The sequence below is a fragment of the Weissella sp. LMG 11983 genome, assembly GCF_025908495.1.
Classification (GTDB): Bacteria; Bacillota; Bacilli; order Lactobacillales; family Lactobacillaceae; genus Weissella; species Weissella fermenti.
In genome coordinates, this window is sequence record NZ_JAOZFD010000001.1 from 1,495,920 (window position 1) to 1,512,927 (window position 17,008).

Annotated in this window: 20 protein-coding genes and 1 pseudogene; 16 read left to right on the top strand and 5 right to left on the bottom strand. The window is 44.4% G+C overall.

The features are described from left to right. Positions 1-59 precede the first annotated feature (59 nt). Positions 60-887 (bottom strand): IS3 family transposase, encoded by an 828-nt coding sequence (locus tag OIT45_RS07510; RefSeq protein ID WP_264330066.1) that lies wholly within the window; start codon positions 885-887, stop codon positions 60-62. Positions 888-889: 2 nt separating this feature from the next. Next, positions 890-1,150 carry a transposase gene (locus tag OIT45_RS07515; RefSeq protein ID WP_199404344.1) on the bottom strand — a complete coding sequence of 87 codons (261 nt, stop codon included), beginning with the start codon at positions 1,148-1,150 and terminating at the stop codon, positions 890-892. Positions 1,151-1,169: 19 nt separating this feature from the next. Here OIT45_RS07515 and OIT45_RS07520 point away from each other — a divergent pair, with 19 nt between their 5' ends. The 4 genes from OIT45_RS07520 (at position 1,170) to OIT45_RS07535 (ending at position 5,009) form a co-directional block, all read left to right on the top strand. After that, entirely contained in the window at positions 1,170-1,688 is a 519-nt protein-coding gene (locus OIT45_RS07520; RefSeq protein ID WP_264330177.1) for an IS3 family transposase, read from the top strand. A gap of 142 nt (positions 1,689-1,830) precedes the next feature. Continuing rightward, a complete protein-coding gene (locus tag OIT45_RS07525) occupies positions 1,831-3,357 on the top strand; it encodes an MDR family MFS transporter (protein ID WP_135798369.1) in 1,527 nt (508 codons plus the stop codon). Further along, complete coding sequence (locus OIT45_RS07530) at positions 3,354-4,094, top strand: DUF4811 domain-containing protein (protein WP_199404704.1); 741 nt, start codon at positions 3,354-3,356, stop codon at positions 4,092-4,094. The genes OIT45_RS07525 and OIT45_RS07530 overlap by 4 nt, the downstream gene beginning before the upstream one ends. Positions 4,095-4,166: 72 nt before the next feature. Further along, positions 4,167-5,009, top strand: a complete 843-nt coding sequence (locus tag OIT45_RS07535) for an aldo/keto reductase (RefSeq protein ID WP_264339970.1) — start codon at positions 4,167-4,169, stop codon at positions 5,007-5,009. A gap of 51 nt (positions 5,010-5,060) precedes the next feature. Here the strand turns inward: OIT45_RS07535 and OIT45_RS07540 are convergent, their stop codons facing one another. After that, a complete protein-coding gene (locus OIT45_RS07540; protein WP_135798366.1) occupies positions 5,061-5,792 on the bottom strand; it encodes a hypothetical protein in 732 nt (243 codons plus the stop codon). Between the two features lie 84 nt (positions 5,793-5,876). Between OIT45_RS07540 and OIT45_RS07545 the strand changes: the two genes are divergently transcribed. From OIT45_RS07545 to OIT45_RS07575, 7 genes are all read left to right on the top strand, one after another. Further along, positions 5,877-6,659, top strand: coding sequence for a 5-bromo-4-chloroindolyl phosphate hydrolysis family protein (locus tag OIT45_RS07545; RefSeq protein WP_199404706.1), 783 nt, complete (start codon positions 5,877-5,879; stop codon positions 6,657-6,659). 79 nt (positions 6,660-6,738) lie between these two features. Next, positions 6,739-7,509: a matrixin family metalloprotease gene (locus OIT45_RS07550; RefSeq protein ID WP_264330070.1), complete on the top strand. Its 771-nt coding sequence runs from the start codon at positions 6,739-6,741 to the stop codon at positions 7,507-7,509. Between the two features lie 63 nt (positions 7,510-7,572). Further along, the gene (locus OIT45_RS07555) at positions 7,573-7,731 is read left to right on the top strand and encodes a hypothetical protein (RefSeq protein WP_264339971.1); all 159 of its coding nucleotides are present in this window, start codon (positions 7,573-7,575) and stop codon (positions 7,729-7,731) included. Next, complete coding sequence (locus OIT45_RS07560; protein ID WP_264339973.1) at positions 7,688-8,005, top strand: DUF1810 domain-containing protein; 318 nt, start codon at positions 7,688-7,690, stop codon at positions 8,003-8,005. Before OIT45_RS07555 ends, OIT45_RS07560 begins: the two co-directional genes overlap by 44 nt. Before the next feature lie 112 nt (positions 8,006-8,117). Beyond that, positions 8,118-8,474, top strand: a complete 357-nt coding sequence (locus OIT45_RS07565) for a hypothetical protein (protein ID WP_135798362.1) — start codon at positions 8,118-8,120, stop codon at positions 8,472-8,474. Between the two features lie 13 nt (positions 8,475-8,487). Next, positions 8,488-8,856 (top strand): hypothetical protein, encoded by a 369-nt coding sequence (locus OIT45_RS07570; protein WP_199404709.1) that lies wholly within the window; start codon positions 8,488-8,490, stop codon positions 8,854-8,856. A 345-nt stretch (positions 8,857-9,201) separates the two neighbouring features. Further along, the gene (locus OIT45_RS07575; RefSeq protein ID WP_199404710.1) at positions 9,202-9,684 is read left to right on the top strand and encodes a hypothetical protein; all 483 of its coding nucleotides are present in this window, start codon (positions 9,202-9,204) and stop codon (positions 9,682-9,684) included. A 38-nt stretch (positions 9,685-9,722) separates the two neighbouring features. Here OIT45_RS07575 and OIT45_RS07580 read toward each other — a convergent pair whose 3' ends face one another. Together OIT45_RS07580 and OIT45_RS07585 are read right to left on the bottom strand one after the other, a co-directional pair. Beyond that, positions 9,723-10,085: a hypothetical protein gene (locus tag OIT45_RS07580; protein WP_264339975.1), complete on the bottom strand. Its 363-nt coding sequence runs from the start codon at positions 10,083-10,085 to the stop codon at positions 9,723-9,725. A gap of 87 nt (positions 10,086-10,172) precedes the next feature. Then, positions 10,173-10,565, bottom strand: a complete 393-nt coding sequence (locus OIT45_RS07585; RefSeq protein ID WP_264339976.1) for a hypothetical protein — start codon at positions 10,563-10,565, stop codon at positions 10,173-10,175. Between the two features lie 150 nt (positions 10,566-10,715). On the opposite strand from OIT45_RS07585, the gene OIT45_RS07590 reads away from it, so the two are divergent. From OIT45_RS07590 to OIT45_RS07610, 5 genes and pseudogenes are all read left to right on the top strand, one after another. Beyond that, positions 10,716-11,567: a Cof-type HAD-IIB family hydrolase gene (locus OIT45_RS07590; RefSeq protein WP_135798359.1), complete on the top strand. Its 852-nt coding sequence runs from the start codon at positions 10,716-10,718 to the stop codon at positions 11,565-11,567. 116 nt (positions 11,568-11,683) lie between these two features. After that, on the top strand, positions 11,684-12,472 hold the full coding sequence (locus tag OIT45_RS07595) for an isoprenyl transferase (RefSeq protein WP_199404712.1): 789 nt from the start codon (positions 11,684-11,686) through the stop codon (positions 12,470-12,472). A 15-nt stretch (positions 12,473-12,487) separates the two neighbouring features. Further along, positions 12,488-13,280 (top strand): annotated as a pseudogene (locus tag OIT45_RS07600) (phosphatidate cytidylyltransferase). Positions 13,281-13,379: 99 nt separating this feature from the next. Further along, a complete protein-coding gene (gene rseP, locus OIT45_RS07605; RefSeq protein WP_199404713.1) occupies positions 13,380-14,639 on the top strand; it encodes an RIP metalloprotease RseP in 1,260 nt (419 codons plus the stop codon). A gap of 143 nt (positions 14,640-14,782) precedes the next feature. Next, positions 14,783-16,501: a proline--tRNA ligase gene (locus tag OIT45_RS07610; protein ID WP_264339977.1), complete on the top strand. Its 1,719-nt coding sequence runs from the start codon at positions 14,783-14,785 to the stop codon at positions 16,499-16,501. Positions 16,502-17,008 lie beyond the last annotated feature (507 nt).

Consider the following 17,008-nt stretch of genomic DNA (forward strand, 5'->3'; position numbering starts at 1 on the left):
GTAAACGCCGGTGTATAGGCAAATTTGTATAATCGCGTTTATGTCATCTAGAAATTGGTCTAGGCGGCATCACGGAGTGATATACGATTGTTGTTATACCAGTTGACGTACCATCCAACAGCGGCTTGCACATCAGCGATACTCTCGAAATCCTGTTGGTAGATCAGCTCCCTCTTGAGTAACGAGTGAAAACTTTCGATGCGGGCATTATCGTAAGGGTGCCCTTTACGGGAGTAAGAGTGCCTAATACCTATGGACTCCAGTGTATTTTCAAACAATTCGCTGGTATACTGGCTTCCCATATCGCTATGCACATACAGTGTTTTTTCACCTCGTCTTAGCGCCTTAACGATTACTGAGGTTGCTAGTTGAGCTGTCATCGTATCTGCGATTCGATACGACAGCACCTTACGGTCTTCCGGATCATATGCACTAGCCATGTAAACCCATGTCTTATCGGTCAACTGGATATACGTAATGTCAGTTGTAATTACGCCACTTAGGTCATCCAGATTGATAATGAGATTTGGCATCTGATCTTTGTCATTGACTGTTGTAGGCTTGTTATATCGCTTTTGCATACGCGATTTCAAGCCAGCTTCACTCATCAATTGCCATACAAAGCGGTCGCTGATTGCTAGTTTGAATAAGTCGCGCATGGTTTTAGCAATTCGTCGATAACCATAAATGCCTTTATTGGCTGTGTAAATTGATTCGACGGCAATTCTCAATTTGTTGTGTTGTATTTCTTGTGCGCTCGGCTCCCAATGGATCCAGTCAGAGTAAGTGGACATTGGAATTTTCAAAGCACTCAGAACGCGTGTGATGCGGTGCCCCTGTACCAAATTTTTGTGGATAATTGGTAAAACAACACTTCTACCGCGCAAAACTAATGTTTTGCCAGCAACACCGCCGCACGTTTTAAAATTTCGAGCTCTTCTTTCAAAATTGCGTTTTCCTTACGCAACTTCTTCAATTCATCAGCTGATATTGATTCGCCATTCACTTCTACAGGCGCATATTTTTTGACCCAATTCCGAATTGAATCGGCTGAAGGACCGTATTCCTTGGATAATTCATCGGGCCGACGGCCCGCTTTAACCATCTCCACGATGGACTTTTTAAAGTCCTCTTCATAACGTGTAACCATAAATAAAAATACTCCTATGATGATATTTTACCAAACTAGAAAAACTAGTCCGGAATCTCATCATAAGAGCAATGTTACGGAATTCAAAATTCCGGCCACCGGAGAAAAAGTTTATTTAGAGCCAATTCTTGAAATGTACAATAACGAAATTCTTACACATTCAATTAGCACCCGTCCAAATCTTGAATTTACCTTACAACCACTTAATCAGCTCGTAGAGCAACTGCCAGAACTTACTTATCGAACAACCATTCACACCGATCAAGGCTGGCAATATCGTCACAGAGTATGGCGTAAGAAACTAAAGCAAAACCGCATCATCCAAAGCATGTCGCGTCGTGCGACCGCTCTAGACAATGCGGTTATGGAAAGTTTCTTTAATAAGTTGAAAGTCGAAATCGGCCCATTGAACAATTATTCTTCAGCAAAAGAGTTGATTGATGCAATTAACAATTGGATACTGTATTACAACAACACACGAATTCAAGCAAAATTAAACGGCCACTCACCGGTAGAATACCGACAAATGGCCGCTTAATCAGCTAAAATATTTTACTCTAACTTTTTGGGTACACCGCAGCAACTGTTCAGTGTTTTTTGTATGAAAGCCAGGAGCTCATCCCCACAATATTCAAATTCACTCCGTAAGATAGGTGAATAAAGCTATTGAGGGGGTATCTATGGCAAAACAACAATTTACAGATATCAACGGCAAACCGTTTAATCGTAATGCGATGGTTGCGGTGCTGTTGATTGGAACGTTTGCCGGAGCATTGATGCAGACATCACTCGGGACAGCCATTCCAACGCTGATGCGTGATTTCGATATTACGTTAGCGACCGCACAACAGGCAACGACGTGGTTTATGCTGGCGAACGGAATTATGATGCCAGTTTCGGCATTCTTATCAACCCGTATACCGACGAAAGTGTTGTATATCACAGCCTATCTGCTGTTGTTTACCGGTATGACGATTACGTCATTAACACCAGCTCATCATGATATGTGGTGGATGTTCCTGGCTGGACGAATTATCGCTGCGATTGCCGTTGGTATTTCAATGCCGTTGATGCAAGTGGTCATGGTGAATATTTTCCCAGCTGAAGCACGTGGAACAGCTATGGGGTTGAACGGAATCGTCATCGGATTAGCGCCGGCGATTGGACCAACGTTATCTGGCTGGCTGCTACAAAAGCACGGGACAGTAATGGGTTTGAACTTGAACGGTTCATGGCGGTTGATTTTTCATTTGCCAATGGCGGTGCTGGCGCTTGTTATCATCGCTGCGCCGTTCTTTATTAAAAACGTCATTAAGAACGAACGGATGAAACTTGATTTACCATCACTTGTTATCTCAACGGTTGGATTCGGGTCATTCTTGTGGGCATTTACCAACGTCGCAACCGATGGATGGGGCAACGTCAAAACGGTTATCGTACCAATGATTATGGGGGCGTTAATCATTGTGCTATTCGTGCTACGTCAGCTTCGTTTGGATGAGCCGTTTGTGGACGTGCGTGTGTTTAAGAACAAGCAATTCACGCTGACGACCATCTGCGTGATGATGTCGATGAGTGCCATGATGGGCGTCGAAATGATGCTCCCAACATACTTGCAGAACGTACACCTGTTAACGCCATTGCAGTCAGGACTAACGCTAATGCCAGGGGCGCTGATGATTGGTGTCATGGCAGTGTTGGCAGGACGTGATTACGATCGCATTGGGGCTAAGCGTTTGACGATTACTGGCTTCACATTCGTGGCAATTGGGACGTTACCATTCTTGTTCTTATCACCAACAACGCCGACGCATTTCATCACGACCCTGTACGCGGTGCGTATGTTTGGAATTGCAACGGCATTGGTACCGTTGACGGCGATGGCCATGGCGGTGCTCCCAAAGAACGAAGCGCCACACGCAACCGCAGCAAACAACACGGCCCGTCAGGTAGCGTCAGCAATCGTTGTCGCTTTGCTATCATCAGTGACGCAAAACGTCATTGCTAACCACGAGCCAGCTAAGCATTTGGAAACGACAAACCCGCTCCAATATGGGGCGGATTATTTGGAAGCCTCGATGAAAGGGTTCCATGTATCCTTTGCAATCGGCTTGAGTTTCGCAATTATTGGGATTATCGTCGCGCTGTTCTTGAAGGGTGGCAAGATTGTGCCAGTGGCAGCATCGAATGAGGAGGTAGCAGAATGATTATTCCGATTTTAGCAGTTGTCGCGATTCTGACTTACCTGGCATGGATTCGGATTGAACCGTTGGCATGGCGTATTCCGTTGGGTGTGATTAGCGGGACGGTCTTCGTGGCCTTAGTGATGTTATTACTAGTTAATTTTGATCGGCATTACGGCATGAAAAAAGTAACAAGGTCTGAGACGCAACAGATTTATTCGGCCGTTGGCGATAAGCTGCCGATTGGCATACTCGTGACCAAAGAACTTGGGACTAAGGCTGATAACTATGTGTTGGTGTATGCCAATAAGGCAGAGGACAAAGCGACCCCACATTTTGTGCCCGACACCAAACATATGGTCCAAGCGGTAAAAAAGAGTGCGACTTATCGAGAAGCCGATGTTCCCAAAGCAACCGTTAAAACAACAACGACGCGTTGGGAGTGGCGAAATGAGGTCTTTAAATTTCTCCTTGGTTTTGGTGGTGAAGGTGGCACAATTGCCAAGCAAAGTTCAGTTGTCACGATTCCAAAGTCAAGTTGGTTGGCGGTAACTGAATCACAGGCTAAGCGTTTGACGAAGTTGCAAGGTAACCAAGACGCAACACAACAACAGGCTTTGCAGCAAGCGGTAGCTGAGCAAGTTATAGCTTACCGAGAAGCAAATCCAGCGGCGACACCAGCACAGCTAGCCAAAGTTGAACAAAAGGTGACGACTGAAACAACGCTGGCAGTGGTCAAAAAGATGTTGGCCGAAAACTAATGCCCTTTTTCTGACCACCTTGGCGAAGTGGTCGTATCATATTGCGTATGAAGTTGAAAAGAGGTCTGGACGATGTCATTTTTACACGAAACATACACACTAAATAACGGCATGTTGATGCCAAAGATTGGCTTGGGAACTTGGCAACAAACCAAGCAACAAGCTCATGATTTAGTTGCGGCTGCTTTGGCGGCAGGCTACTTGTATGTTGATACGGCGCAGATGTATCAAAACGAAGATGCGGTTGGGGCTGCGATTGCAGAATCTGGCATCGATCGCGACACATTGACGATTTCAACTAAGATTGACGCCAGCATCAAGGATTATCGGCATGCAGCTGAGTCAATTGATGACTCTTTGGCGGCGTTGAACATGGACTACATTGATTTGCTGTTGATTCACGCACCGCGTCCATGGAACCAAATGGAAGTGCCAAACGTGCGTCCAAGTCGTGGTAATAACTACTACGACGAAAACTTGGCAGTTTGGCAAGCGATGGAGGAAGCGGTTCAAGCAGGTAAGGTAAAGAGTATCGGCGTATCAAACTTCAACAATGAAGATGTGAAAAACATTTTGGATAATGGGTCAATTACACCAGCGGTTAACCAAATTATTTATCACATCGGGATGACGCAAGATGTGAACCAACCGTTTGATGAAGCAAATGGTTTGCTAGTTGAGGCGTACAGCCCAATTGGAACGGGCCGTTTGTTGCGTATGCCAGAGTTGCAAGAAATTGCAGCACATTACGATCGTTCAGTTGCCCAATTAGCCATCCGTTATGCGTTGGCTAAGGGTACCTTGCCATTACCAAAGGCTAACCACCCAGAGTATGTTGCTCAAAATGCGGATGTTGATTTTGAAATCAGCCCGGCTGATATGCAACTTTTGGATGCCATTAAGATGCCATATTAATATCAAACAAAAAACGCTCTTACCGCAACGAAGTGGTAAGAGCGTTTTGTATTACTGAACGGTTGAAACATTGAATGTAACTGGATAATCATTTGTGCCTTGCGCGGGTGTAATACGGGCTGCTGTAAACTGCATCTGTTGATAGTCAAAGTCATTCGAGTCAGTCAGCACAATGAAATTACCAGACTTTGAATCACCGGGTTCAAGGATTCCAGTATTAAATTGGTCGTACATGTAGTGACCGACACGCATGTCAGAATGCGTAAAGGTTTGGCCGTTCCCATCAACTAGTGTCCAACCAGCAACGTTGGTGTTCAATAAATTGATGGCTTGGTTAGTGTTATTGGTGATGGTAACGCGGAGTGTGACACGATAAAATTCGTATGGCAATGACACGTCGGCCCTCACAAATTCCTTTTCAGCTGGTGAGAAAAGTGATTCTAAATTCGTCGTATCCAAAATGTTGATATGTGAAATGGAGAACTGTAAGCCGTTAGCCGTGGTGTTCATGCCAATATCTTTATCCATGAACGTTGATTGATAGTCTTGATGATTGTTAGCTGGTGCGCGTGAGTAATCGATGGCCGATGAACTTGCGGCACTCGAGGTGTTAGAGGTACTTGAGGTGCTTGAAGTTTGGGCGGTCAAGGGCGCAGAAGTGTCATTAAAATCGTGAACGGTATATCTAGTTGCTTTTGGTCCGTAAATAGCGATAACATAGAAGCCAAGTAATAATCCGCTGAAAATCACGAGTATTAAGATTTGGCGGGTTAATTTGGTCATGGTTCGGCTCCTGTTTTTTTAAACAGTATACACCCAGTGTAAAAGGGACGACTAGTGACTGTCGTAGAAAACGAGGGAAAACGGATGTTGTTAAATCTTAGAACGCTAACGGCAGTTGAGTTGCGTCGCAATAAATTGATTGCGGTCTTTTTGATGGGTGCGCTCGGCCTGGAATTGACGACCCTTGATCCACGAGCTAGCGTTGTGATTTTAATCGGCGCTGTTATAGCTGGTGTTTTGCCGAATGATAAGGTCGCGGTGTTGTGGTTGATGCCTGCAACTTTATTAGTGGGTGACTTCTTTCTAACGCAGCCCATTTGGCAAATGAAGCTTGCTTTAGCCATCGCTGTGTTGCTCGTAAGGTTTGGCCTGGTACAAGATAAGCCGATTGTCCAGGAAGCAACGTTGCCGAAAAAGTACACGTATGACCTAACTGGGTTGTCGCGCAAAGACAAGCAAGCTTTCCAAACGGCCTTCGCTACGGGCTATGAAGAGATTCAAGCTATCAATGCTGCGGTTAAGGATGATGGGCAGTTGGAGACGATTGCTGATAAATACCAATTCGAATTATTCACGGATAACATCATGGCAACGTTAGCTGAGAAGCCGGAGCGCCTTGTGCTAGCGGATGAGTTCCTCTATAACCACGTGCCGAATATTTTGAAAATCGTCCGCATGTACATGACTGTGCAAAAGCAGACATCGGTGTCACAAGTCGCTGATGAACAACTAGTTCAGGCGCAAAATACGCTAGTTGCCTTGTTTAAAGAAATAAAAGTGGATTACCACGTCCTGACGCAAGTCGATTCGCAAGCACTTTCAGAGCAAATTGCGATTGCGCAACAAACGATGTACAACCGAAATTAAATAATGATTGTGAGCTGGTTCGCCAGCTCTTTTTTTCTGCAAAAATTCAAATTGACCCGGTATGATATAGGCGAAGGGGGTGACGGATTTGGATGAAAAAGATAAAGAGCTGGATCGATTGATTTATGATACGTACGGCATCGTTGAGTCGGAACCAGATGAAACCAAGCTGGCACCTCGTAAACCACGCCACCAGCGCAGAATTATTTACACCAGCATTATCTTGCTGCTGGTGTTTGGATCAGTTGGCAGTAGCTTTGAGCCGATTATGAGTGCCATTAACTACAGTTCGCAACGGCGCCAATTAAATAATTTGACGATTAAACAGGCCGAGACGGGCAATGAAAAATTACTGCGAAATGGTGGTTTCGGTCCGACACGTGATTCATTGGGAATGTACACTGGTAAAAACGGCGAGTTAACCGTTGCAATTGTGCAATCAGATTTCCAAACAACAACCCCGAATGTACAACGTGCCTTAAAAGAGGCGATTAAATTTTGGCGGGAGAAATCACAGGGCAAAATTATTATCAAGGAAGTTCAACGACGTCAAAGTCCGGATGTGCTCGTGCGAGCGGGTACGATGGGGGATGAGGGGACTGACGCAGGGACGCATGCCTTGGCCTGGATGAATCCGTCAACCGGTGAGCTGCGTGTTTCTGGGGACGTATTGTCGTTGTCGAATCAAAACACGTTAACGAAAACGCTGGCGCACGAACTTGGGCATGCCCTGGGGCTGGGTCATAAAACTGATGGCCACAACATCATGAGTGCGATGCTATCGCCGAAAGCGGATGAGGTTTCAACGAATCAACTAACACACATTGAGACGTTCCAATCTGAACGTTAAAGCAAGGCGAAAACGACAGTGCATGCTAGAATTAATTTATCAATATGAATGAGGTGATAGGTTATGGATGAAGCATTGGCAAATGATGTGCAACGATTTGTTTTGGCACAAGAAAACGCAAACAGCTTTCAAACGGCAGTTGATGAATTAACGGCTGGTAAGAAGGATTTCACACTGGATGTGGTGGGTATTCCCACAGTTGCGTTCACTGGGTTCAAGTGAACGTGCGGTTTATTATGGCGTAGCAGATGCGGATGAAGCCCGTGCTTATTTGGCAAATGAGACGCTAGCTGAGCGCTTATTACATGTCACGAAGATTGTTTTGGACTTGAAGGCAGCTAACATTGTTGATGTCTTTGGGGATGTTGATGCGCGTAAGTTGCAAGCATCATGGACGCTATTTGAATCAGTCGCAGATAACAAAGTGCCATTTGCAGAAGGACTAGATTTCTACTTTAACGGGGAACGTCATTCAGCAACGTTGGCCGAATTGTAAAATAGACTGGTAATCAATGATGGGCACTCGAAATTTCGGGTGCCTTTTTTGTGCTCGCAGGAATTCAAAGTGTTAACATTTAGGTGTCGAAAAGAAACGAGGCTTATTAGTGATGAATCAAACAGTATTAAAAGCAGTAGAACGTGTGACTTGGAACACAGAACACCACTTCTTGCATATTAAGAATCAACACGAGTTCAAGCGCCAACTAGCGGTGCAATTCGAAATGGGGTATTCGGATGCCCGTTTCATTCAATTCTTCTTGGAAACGCAAGAAAGTGATGATGACATTTGGCAAACGTTTACGGACGCTTTTGAAAAGGTGACGGCGTTTGAGTACGCGTTTATCGCAGGCGGTTTGGAAGGCTTCAATGAGCAATTTGGGGATCAAATGGCTGCTTATGATGAGGCGCACCAAGAGTTACTAGGTATTTTGGAACAGGTAAAGTTGCTAGCGGCAACGTTTTAGGGGGCTATAACAAATGTTTGACTACAAGGCATATTTCAAGGAACGTACAATGCGTGATTACACAGTCGCCATGGTTTTGCGCATGATGGCTGATAACGGATACATGGGACAACACGCCGTCGACGTGTTGTCTGAGACGAATGCAGAGATTACATCAGAACCATTCCCAGGCGAGGCGGGTCTGCGCCAATTGTATGTTCACATTGATGGACAACAATTTGTCGTTCGCTTCAAGGTGAACCTAGAGACTGGTGATACGACAGTCCGTGATGCTTGGCGTAATGATGAGCAAACGCATGTTGATGAGTTGAATTTCATCGACTATTGGTACCCAACTTACTTCCCTGATGGTCAGGTAGCTGATCGTGTAAAGGACTGGTAGGCAGTGGCGGATGCTAAGCTACAATTTAAGGCTTAAATGATAGGAGACCTGTAAAATTTGTACAGGTCTTTTTTGTGCCGAAAATTATCAATCCGTGGGACTTTTGGTTTCCGGAGCGTCCAAAATTATGGATGACACATAAAAAGCCCACAAAAAGGACATGAATAAAACAATGAATGCGATTTCAAGGACACGGCTTATTCAAATAATCGCCCAAAATTAGAAGATTATATAGGGTAGACTGTAAATAACTTGGAACGACATTGTGAACTGTGGTGGCTCATGAAAAGTTTTTTCAGGGTATTGGACGGAGAAAGGGCACTTTCTTTTTAGAGGAGTAAAACGATGAAAAAACAATCAGCAATTTTATGTTTTGTCACCTTTATGGTAATGAATGTGGCAACGTTGGGAACAGTAAGCGCAGATGCTGTCCGCCCGGCAGTTGCACAATCATCTTTGATCGAGCAATTTGACGAGATGATTCAAGGTGTTAAAGACAAGCTTAGTGGACACACAGAATCTGACTATAACGAGCCGATTATTGAATCACCAGATGGCGAAATGAAGCCAACACAGGTGACTGATATTTCGGTTTCAGAAAATGCAAAGTCAGAACCCGTTATTGTCGGGGCGGTTGATACGCCAGACTTAGAAAATCGCCGTTGGGCTCGTGATGTGAATGCTGGTCGTACGGAAGAAGGCGTTTGGCCGGTTCGTATGGCAAAGAACCACCCAATTGTCTTTTTGCTAGCGATGCTAGTCGTTGGTAATGCATCAGCCGTGTTTGTTTATCGTGTTAAGCGCCGCCCAGTTACAACAGAAATCTAAAAAACGCCCTCGCACAAAATTAGTGCGGGGGCGTTTTGCTATTTCTGTTGTAGGAAAATAACCAACACAGTGATTGCTTGTAATAGGGAGAAAATACCCATACGGTACTTAGGCTTCAAGTCGAGATTAATTAGAACCATCCACGTAAAGACAATAATGACAATCGCTAATAGTGTCCATAAATTCCATGGCAACGTTAAGACATCTAACAAAAGGATGATGCCAAATGCCAAAGACGTGGCGCGCTTGTTGCGACCAGTTGGTACGAAAATGCTACTCATGTAGTACAGATAACTGAATAGCAAAGGCAACAAGCTTAGAATAAACGGTAGCGTTAGATAAGTGTTTTGCTGATAGAAAATGACAACCGGCATGGCTAGCGTGGCGATGCCGGAATACATAATTAAACCAAGAATGTTTTGCAGGTTTAACCACTTAACGTTAATCAATAATAAGGCGAGGGGTAACAAACCCAGCAAGATAATTTGTTAAATCGTGACTTGCTTATACAGGAAGTATAAGAAGATGATTGGAATCAAGATGACAGCGAAATTCAACCAACGTGAGAAGCCACGGTTAAAGGTTAAGAAGATTGCTAGTGCCAAGATAAGGCTGTAGGTCATCAAAAGCGGATTGTGTTGCCATTGCCCACTGGTTAAGTTTTTTGAATAAATCAGCGGGTAAATCCACCAAATGGCCAATTGTGACGTGACGGCAAACAAAATTGAGAACCACTGAATTTGTTGCCACTGTGGTCGGTTGTCGATGTGTTGTTGTCGACGCTGAGGTCCACGGTGAAGTGGCTCGGTTGATGAAGCCGTTGCTTGGGGACCATCTAATTGGTTGAGCCGATTTAAGCTGGCTTGATAATCGTCATTCATGGATAGCCTCCTTTTTAATGATATTTTTCATTTACATGTAATTAACTAAACTAACCTTATAATTGTAGCAAATTCGGCGCAGTCTCGGACAGTTTGTTATAATGACTTTTAGGTAAAAGAGTGAATTAATTGTGAAAGGGAAGCAGAACAATGACGATTAAGTTAATTGCAACCGATATGGACGGTACATTGCTACGTGATGATCGCACATTTGACTATGCACGAATGGAGGCATTGTTAGATCAAATGGACGAACGTGGTATCCGCTTTGTCGCAGCGAGTGGTAACCAATATAAGCAACTGCGTTCTTATTTTGAACCGGTTAACCCTGACCGCATTACATATGTGTCAGATAATGGTGCATTGATTACCCATGAGAATACGGTGTTGGCTGAATCCGCATTGTCACCTGATCAAATTGCACGCGTGTTGCAATGGAATGCTGAGACACATGCACACATGGATAATTTGATTATTTTGTCAGGAACGAACGGAGCGTATGTTTCAAATCATGCGACACCTGAAATGATTGCGGCCGTAAAAACGTTCTATCCAACGGTTCACCAAGTTGAAAAGTTTATGGATGTCGAAGATAGCATTTTCCGTTTTTCATTAGTTTGGGACCAAGATGTTGATGTGCATCATCACGTGCAACAATTGCGCGATGTCTTCGGTGAAGAATTGCACACTACGGGTTCAGGATTCGGATCCGTTGATATTTTGGCACCGGGGGTCAACAAGCGCACTGGTCTGGAACAACTTGCTGCTAAGTGGGACATTAAGCCCGAAGAAATGGCAGCGTTTGGTGATAACGGTAATGATTTGGAAATGCTTCGCTACGTGAAGTACCCATTTGTGATGCCAAATGCCGAGGATTTTATGAAGGTCCGTATTAATAATTTGGCCGTTAATGATAATAACCACAACGGGGTTTTGGATACAATTGAAGCTCTGCTGGGTGGTGCGTTTGACGATGACGATGAGTCAGTTTTTACTAAGTAAGCGTTATCGTTGAACTAAAAGCCTATACGCGGTGTGAGAAACTGCTATAATGGGTAAGATTGACATGCGTAACTATTGGTTGCGCATTTTAGATTTATAGAGGCGGAGGAAACGTTGTGTTTTTCAAAAAGCGACGAGTCATCGATTCAGAAACAACGACACAATTAGATAAGACGCGCATTCCTAACCATATTGCAGTTATTATGGATGGAAACGGGCGCTGGGCTAAGCGACAAAACTTACCCCGTGTGGCCGGACACCAACGTGGTATGGAAGTGGTTAAGGATATTACCAAGGCAGCTAGTGATTTAGGTGTTAAGGTGCTAACATTGTACGCATTTTCAACTGAAAATTGGAAGCGTCCTGAGACTGAAGTCGGGTTCTTGATGAAGTTGCCTGGTAAGTTTTTTGATACCTTCGTGCCTGAGTTGATTGAAAATAATGTTCGCGTCAACGTGATGGGATATGTTGATCAACTGCCCGCTGATACGCAACGTGCCGTCAATGATGCGATTGCCCAAACTGCTAATAATACGGGGATGGTTTTGAACTTTGCCTTGAATTATGGTGGGCGCGCTGAAATCGTAACAGGTGTACAAACGTTAGCTCAACAAGTTACGGCTGGCGAGCTTAAGCCTGAAGAAATCGATGAAGCGACAATTAGTGGCGCTATGATGACAGCGCCACTTGGTGAATATGCAGATCCTGATTTGCTAATTCGTACCAGTGGTGAAATGCGTTTGTCTAATTTCTTGTTGTGGCAATTGGCATACGCAGAATTCGTCTTTGTCGATGAACACTGGCCTGAGATGACACAATCTGTTTTCGAAGGGGCCATTGCAACTTACCAAGCACGTGATCGTCGTTTTGGTGGGATTGCAGAAAATAAGAGTGATAAAAAATAGAGGAAGTTTAGGACTATGAAGACACGTGTCATTACGGCCATTGTCGCATTGGCAATTTTCTTGCCAATCTTGTACGCTGGCGGTATTTGGATTCAAGTGGCAGCATCAGTACTCGCAGTAATTGCGGCTGCCGAAGTCGTCTTGATGCGCAAGACGTTGTTGGTTGATTTTGGAGCAATTTTGACGATGGTTGGTGCTTTGGTGATGACGTTGCCTGCCAATTTGTGGGACAACATTCAAACGCCAGTTGTCTTGCACCGCTCATCATTGTTGTACATTTTTGTTATCTTGATGTTGTTGCACACGGTAATTGCTAAGAATAAGTTTAGCTTTGAGGATGCCGGTGTATTTACGTTGACGATGATGTACGTTGGAATGGGATTCGGCATGATGGTTGCCGCACGTAACACTGGGTTGGATACGTTGATGTTTGCCTTCTTGATTGTTTGGTTGACTGATTCAGGCGCTTACATGATTGGTCGAAAGATTGGTAAGCACAAGTTGACGAAGATTTCACCAAACAAGACTTGGGAAGGTTCGATCGGTGGAACGGTTGTTGCAGTGATTGCGGCAGCAGTCTACACATACTTCTTCCCACAAACGTACAGCTGGCCAGTGATGATCATTATTAGTATCGTGCTTTCAGTAGCCGGTCAATTTGGTGATTTGATTGAATCTGGTTTGAAGCGTTTTTACAAGGTGAAGGATTTCAGGAAATGTTTTGCCTGGTCATGGTGGTATCTTAGATCGTTTCGACTCAATGTTGATTGTTTTGCCATTGATGTACTTGATTGGTTTGTTCCACTAAACTAAAAGATTTTTAAGCCTGAAGGATATTAACGTTTCCTTCAGGCTTTTGTTGTATACTAGGGCCTAGTATATTGGGAGCACGTGGAGAATTTAACTAATGACAACGATTATTACGTTTATTTTGGTGTTCGGCCTGTTGGTGGTCGTACACGAATTTGGACATTTTTACTTTGCAAAGAAGTCCGGTGTTCGTGTCCGTGAGTTTGCAATTGGGATGGGGCCTAAGTTGCTACAGACACGACGAAACGGCACGACTTACACGATTCGCATTTTGCCGGTTGGTGGTTATGTTCGTATGGCAGGACGCGCGGAGGCAGAAGAAGAAAGCATTCGCCCCGGTATGACGGTCGTCGTCGTCGAGACAGATGGTGTTGTGACGCGTTTGAATCTGTCAGAGCAAACTGAGTTGGTAGGTGGCCGTGCTTTAACGGTTAATCGTATTGACTTGGTTGATGACATGTTCATTGAAGGTTACTGGGATGGAGACGAGTCAACGCTGGTTAAGCTCGCTGTTGATCATGATGCGTCAGTGATTGAAGCTGATGGTACCGAAGTCTTAGTTGCACCACGTGACACACACATTGAATCAGCTAAGTTGTGGCAACGCGCCTTGATTAACTTCGCTGGTCCGATGAATAATTTCATTTTGACGTTGATGTTGTTCCTTGGCTTGGCATTTGCAATGCCTGGGGTGACAACGACAACGTTGCAATCAATTGCACAAGATTCTCCAGCAGCGAGCGCTGGATTGAAGAAGGGCGATACGATTGAAAAAATCGACGGCGTTAAAATGACATCTTGGCAAAAGATGCAAGATACGTTTCAAGCGTTGCCTGGCAAGAAGACGACGGTGGTGTACGAACGTGATGGTAAGCAATTAACCACTAAGGTGACGCCTAAGTCGGTTAAGAATGGTGGCATGACGATTGGACAAATTGGGGTGACACCAACGACAACGAAGGCAGCCGGCCCACGTGTGGCGTATGCTTTCCGTGCTACGGGGCAAGCGATGACACAGATTTTCCGCGCGATTCAAAATTTGGTCCAAGGCTTCTCACTTAATAAGTTAGGTGGACCAGTTGCCATTTACAAGAATACGGAACAAGTTAGTTCGTATGGCTTCTTGGCGATTGTGTCGTTTGCAGCATGGTTGTCAGTTAACTTGGGTATGATGAACTTGTTACCAATCCCTGGTTTGGATGGTGGTAAGTTGTTGCTGAATGCAGTTGAGGCAGTCATTCGTCGTCCGGTACCTGAAAAGATTGAAACAACGGTCACGTTGGCTGGTGTTTTGTTCTTGGTACTGCTGATGGTGGCGGTTACCGGAAATGATATTTTGCGTTATTTTTTTAAGTAAGTGAGGAAGGGATGCCGATTCGGCATCCCTTTTTGTATACTTTGTGCGAATGAGTAGGGTAGTTCTTGGTTAACTGTGGTAAACTAGTAAAAGAATTTTTAGTGACGTTATGTCGTCAAGATTAGGGATGAGGGAAGTTTTCCATGAAACAATCAAAGGTTTTTATTCCAACTTTGCGTGAAACTCCAGCCGATGCTGAAGTTATCTCGCACCAAATGATGTTGCGTGCCGGTTACATGCGTCCGGTTTCAGCCGGTGTTTACGCCTACTTGCCATTGGCACAACGCGTTTTGAACAAGATCAACACGATTATTCGTGAAGAGATGGAGAAGATTGACGCGATTGAAATGTCAGCACCAATGCTTTTGCCAGCTGAAATGTGGCAAGAGTCAGGTCGTTATGACACGTATGGTCCCAACTTGTTTAAGTTGAAGAACCGTCACGACCGCGACATGATTTTGGGACCTACTCACGAAGAAACGATGACGACGTTGATTCGCGATGACATTAAGTCATACAAGCGTTTGCCATTGACGGTTTACCAAATCCAAACAAAGTTCCGTGATGAAAACCGTCCACGCTTCGGTGTTTTGCGTGGTCGCGAATTCATTATGAAGGACGCCTACTCATTCTCAGTTGACCAAGAAGGTTTGGATGAGTCATACAAGAACATGGAATCAGCCTACATCAACATTTTTGATCGTATTGGCTTGGACTACCGTGTCATCGTTGGTGACGCTGGTGCCATGGGTGGTTCAGACTCAAAGGAGTTCTCAGCTCCTGCTGAAGCTGGTGAAGATATCATCGCTTACTCAGATGAGTCAGACTACGCAGCTAACTTGGAAATGGCGAAGGATTTGTACACGCCTAACAAGTCACACGCGCAAATGGCTGATTTGGAAAAGATTGCCACGCCTGAAGTTAAGACGATTGAAGAATTGGCTGAATACTTGCAAACAACACCTGACCAATTGGTTAAGACGTTGTTCATGTACGCTGATGACCAACCTGTTTTGGTTTTGGTTCGTGGTGACTTCGAAGTGAACGAAGTGAAGGTTCAAAACTTCTTGCACGCTGACGAGTTGCGTATGGCAACTGAAGAAGCACAAGAAATCTTGGGCGCACCATTTGGTTCATTGGGACCAGTTGGTGTTGGTGAAGACGTTAAGATTATCGCCGACGAATGGGTAACTGACATGGTTAACGTGACGGTTGGTGGTAACGAAGCTGGCTTCCACTACTTGAACGCTAACGTTGATCGCGACTTCCGTATCGACGAAGTGGCTGATGTTCGTACGGCTCGTGAAGGTGATTTGGCAATTGACGGTAAGGGTCACTTGCAATTTACTAAGGGTATCGAAATCGGTCACATCTTCAAGTTGGGTACGCGTTACTCAAAGACAATGGGCGCACAAGTTTTGGATGCTAACGGTCGTCAAGCTGATGTCATCATGGGTTCATACGGTATCGGTGTGTCACGTTTGTTGGCAGCGATTGCTGAGCAAAACGCTGACGAAAATGGTTTGGCATGGCCAACATCAGTTGCGCCTTGGGATGTTCATTTGGTACCAATGAAGTACTCAGATGAAACGCAAAAGGCATTGACTGATGACTTGAATGATACGTTGGTTGCAGCTGGTTACGAAGTTTTGGTTGATGACCGAAACGAACGTGCTGGTGTTAAGTTTAACGATTTAGACTTGATTGGGTTGCCAGTCCGTGTCACGGTTGGTAAGAAGGCCGGTGAAGGTATCGTTGAAGTTAAGTTGCGTAAGGCTGATGAAGCGATCGAAGTCCGTGCTGAAGAATTGGTTGCAACGCTACAAATCTTGTTGCACCCTGAAGTTGATGCACAAGCTTAATTAAAGATAACTAGAAAGCTACCTGGTTTTATGCCAGGTGGCTTTTTTGTTGGTTGTGATTGATAACGCTTTCATAAAATAGACACATTTTTGTGCAATACTAGTAAGTATCAAAGATAAGTGAAGGAGGGCGACCGTATGCGCAAGTTCTTGTGGGCCGTCATTGCTGTGCTAACTGTATTGGCATTTACGCATTTTTAATGGGTATTTATTGTTAGTTTAAGTTTGCGTGCGTAATATTAAGGATGTTGATAAGGAATACAGAGATATTCATTCAACAACCCATAAATACTACTCATAACCTACAGGTCTAACCAACCTGAAACCTACTCCTTAAAATTTATGATGTGCTGAGACATGTCATAAGAATAGATCGCCGAATTGCCCGTTCGGCTTGATCCGCTAAACGCTATCCATTAAGTTGGATGGCGTTTTTTGTTTGTATGTTAATTCGATACGTCGTTGTAACTAGAACAAGGTATAATTAAACGCATATTGAAAAATGAG

Bases quoted from the DNA above. Each gene is read 5' to 3' on its own strand.
- OIT45_RS07535 (WP_264339970.1), top strand. From the start codon at position 4,167: ATGTCATTTTTACACGAAACATACACACTAAATAACGGCATGTTGATG.
- OIT45_RS07575 (WP_199404710.1), top strand. From the start codon at position 9,202: ATGAAAAAACAATCAGCAATTTTATGTTTTGTCACCTTTATGGTAATG.
- OIT45_RS07545 (WP_199404706.1), top strand. From the start codon at position 5,877: ATGTTGTTAAATCTTAGAACGCTAACGGCAGTTGAGTTGCGTCGCAAT.
- OIT45_RS07525 (WP_135798369.1), top strand. From the start codon at position 1,831: ATGGCAAAACAACAATTTACAGATATCAACGGCAAACCGTTTAATCGT.
- OIT45_RS07570 (WP_199404709.1), top strand. From the start codon at position 8,488: ATGTTTGACTACAAGGCATATTTCAAGGAACGTACAATGCGTGATTAC.
- OIT45_RS07580 (WP_264339975.1), bottom strand. From the start codon at position 10,085: ATGTATTCCGGCATCGCCACGCTAGCCATGCCGGTTGTCATTTTCTAT.
- OIT45_RS07530 (WP_199404704.1), top strand. From the start codon at position 3,354: ATGATTATTCCGATTTTAGCAGTTGTCGCGATTCTGACTTACCTGGCA.
- rseP (WP_199404713.1), top strand. From the start codon at position 13,380: ATGACAACGATTATTACGTTTATTTTGGTGTTCGGCCTGTTGGTGGTC.
- OIT45_RS07515 (WP_199404344.1), bottom strand. From the start codon at position 1,150: ATGGTTACACGTTATGAAGAGGACTTTAAAAAGTCCATCGTGGAGATG.
- OIT45_RS07590 (WP_135798359.1), top strand. From the start codon at position 10,716: ATGACGATTAAGTTAATTGCAACCGATATGGACGGTACATTGCTACGT.
- OIT45_RS07555 (WP_264339971.1), top strand. From the start codon at position 7,573: ATGGATGAAGCATTGGCAAATGATGTGCAACGATTTGTTTTGGCACAA.
- OIT45_RS07540 (WP_135798366.1), bottom strand. From the start codon at position 5,792: ATGACCAAATTAACCCGCCAAATCTTAATACTCGTGATTTTCAGCGGA.
- OIT45_RS07565 (WP_135798362.1), top strand. From the start codon at position 8,118: ATGAATCAAACAGTATTAAAAGCAGTAGAACGTGTGACTTGGAACACA.
- OIT45_RS07585 (WP_264339976.1), bottom strand. From the start codon at position 10,565: ATGAATGACGATTATCAAGCCAGCTTAAATCGGCTCAACCAATTAGAT.
- OIT45_RS07520 (WP_264330177.1), top strand. From the start codon at position 1,170: ATGATATTTTACCAAACTAGAAAAACTAGTCCGGAATCTCATCATAAG.
- OIT45_RS07610 (WP_264339977.1), top strand. From the start codon at position 14,783: ATGAAACAATCAAAGGTTTTTATTCCAACTTTGCGTGAAACTCCAGCC.
- OIT45_RS07560 (WP_264339973.1), top strand. From the start codon at position 7,688: ATGTGGTGGGTATTCCCACAGTTGCGTTCACTGGGTTCAAGTGAACGT.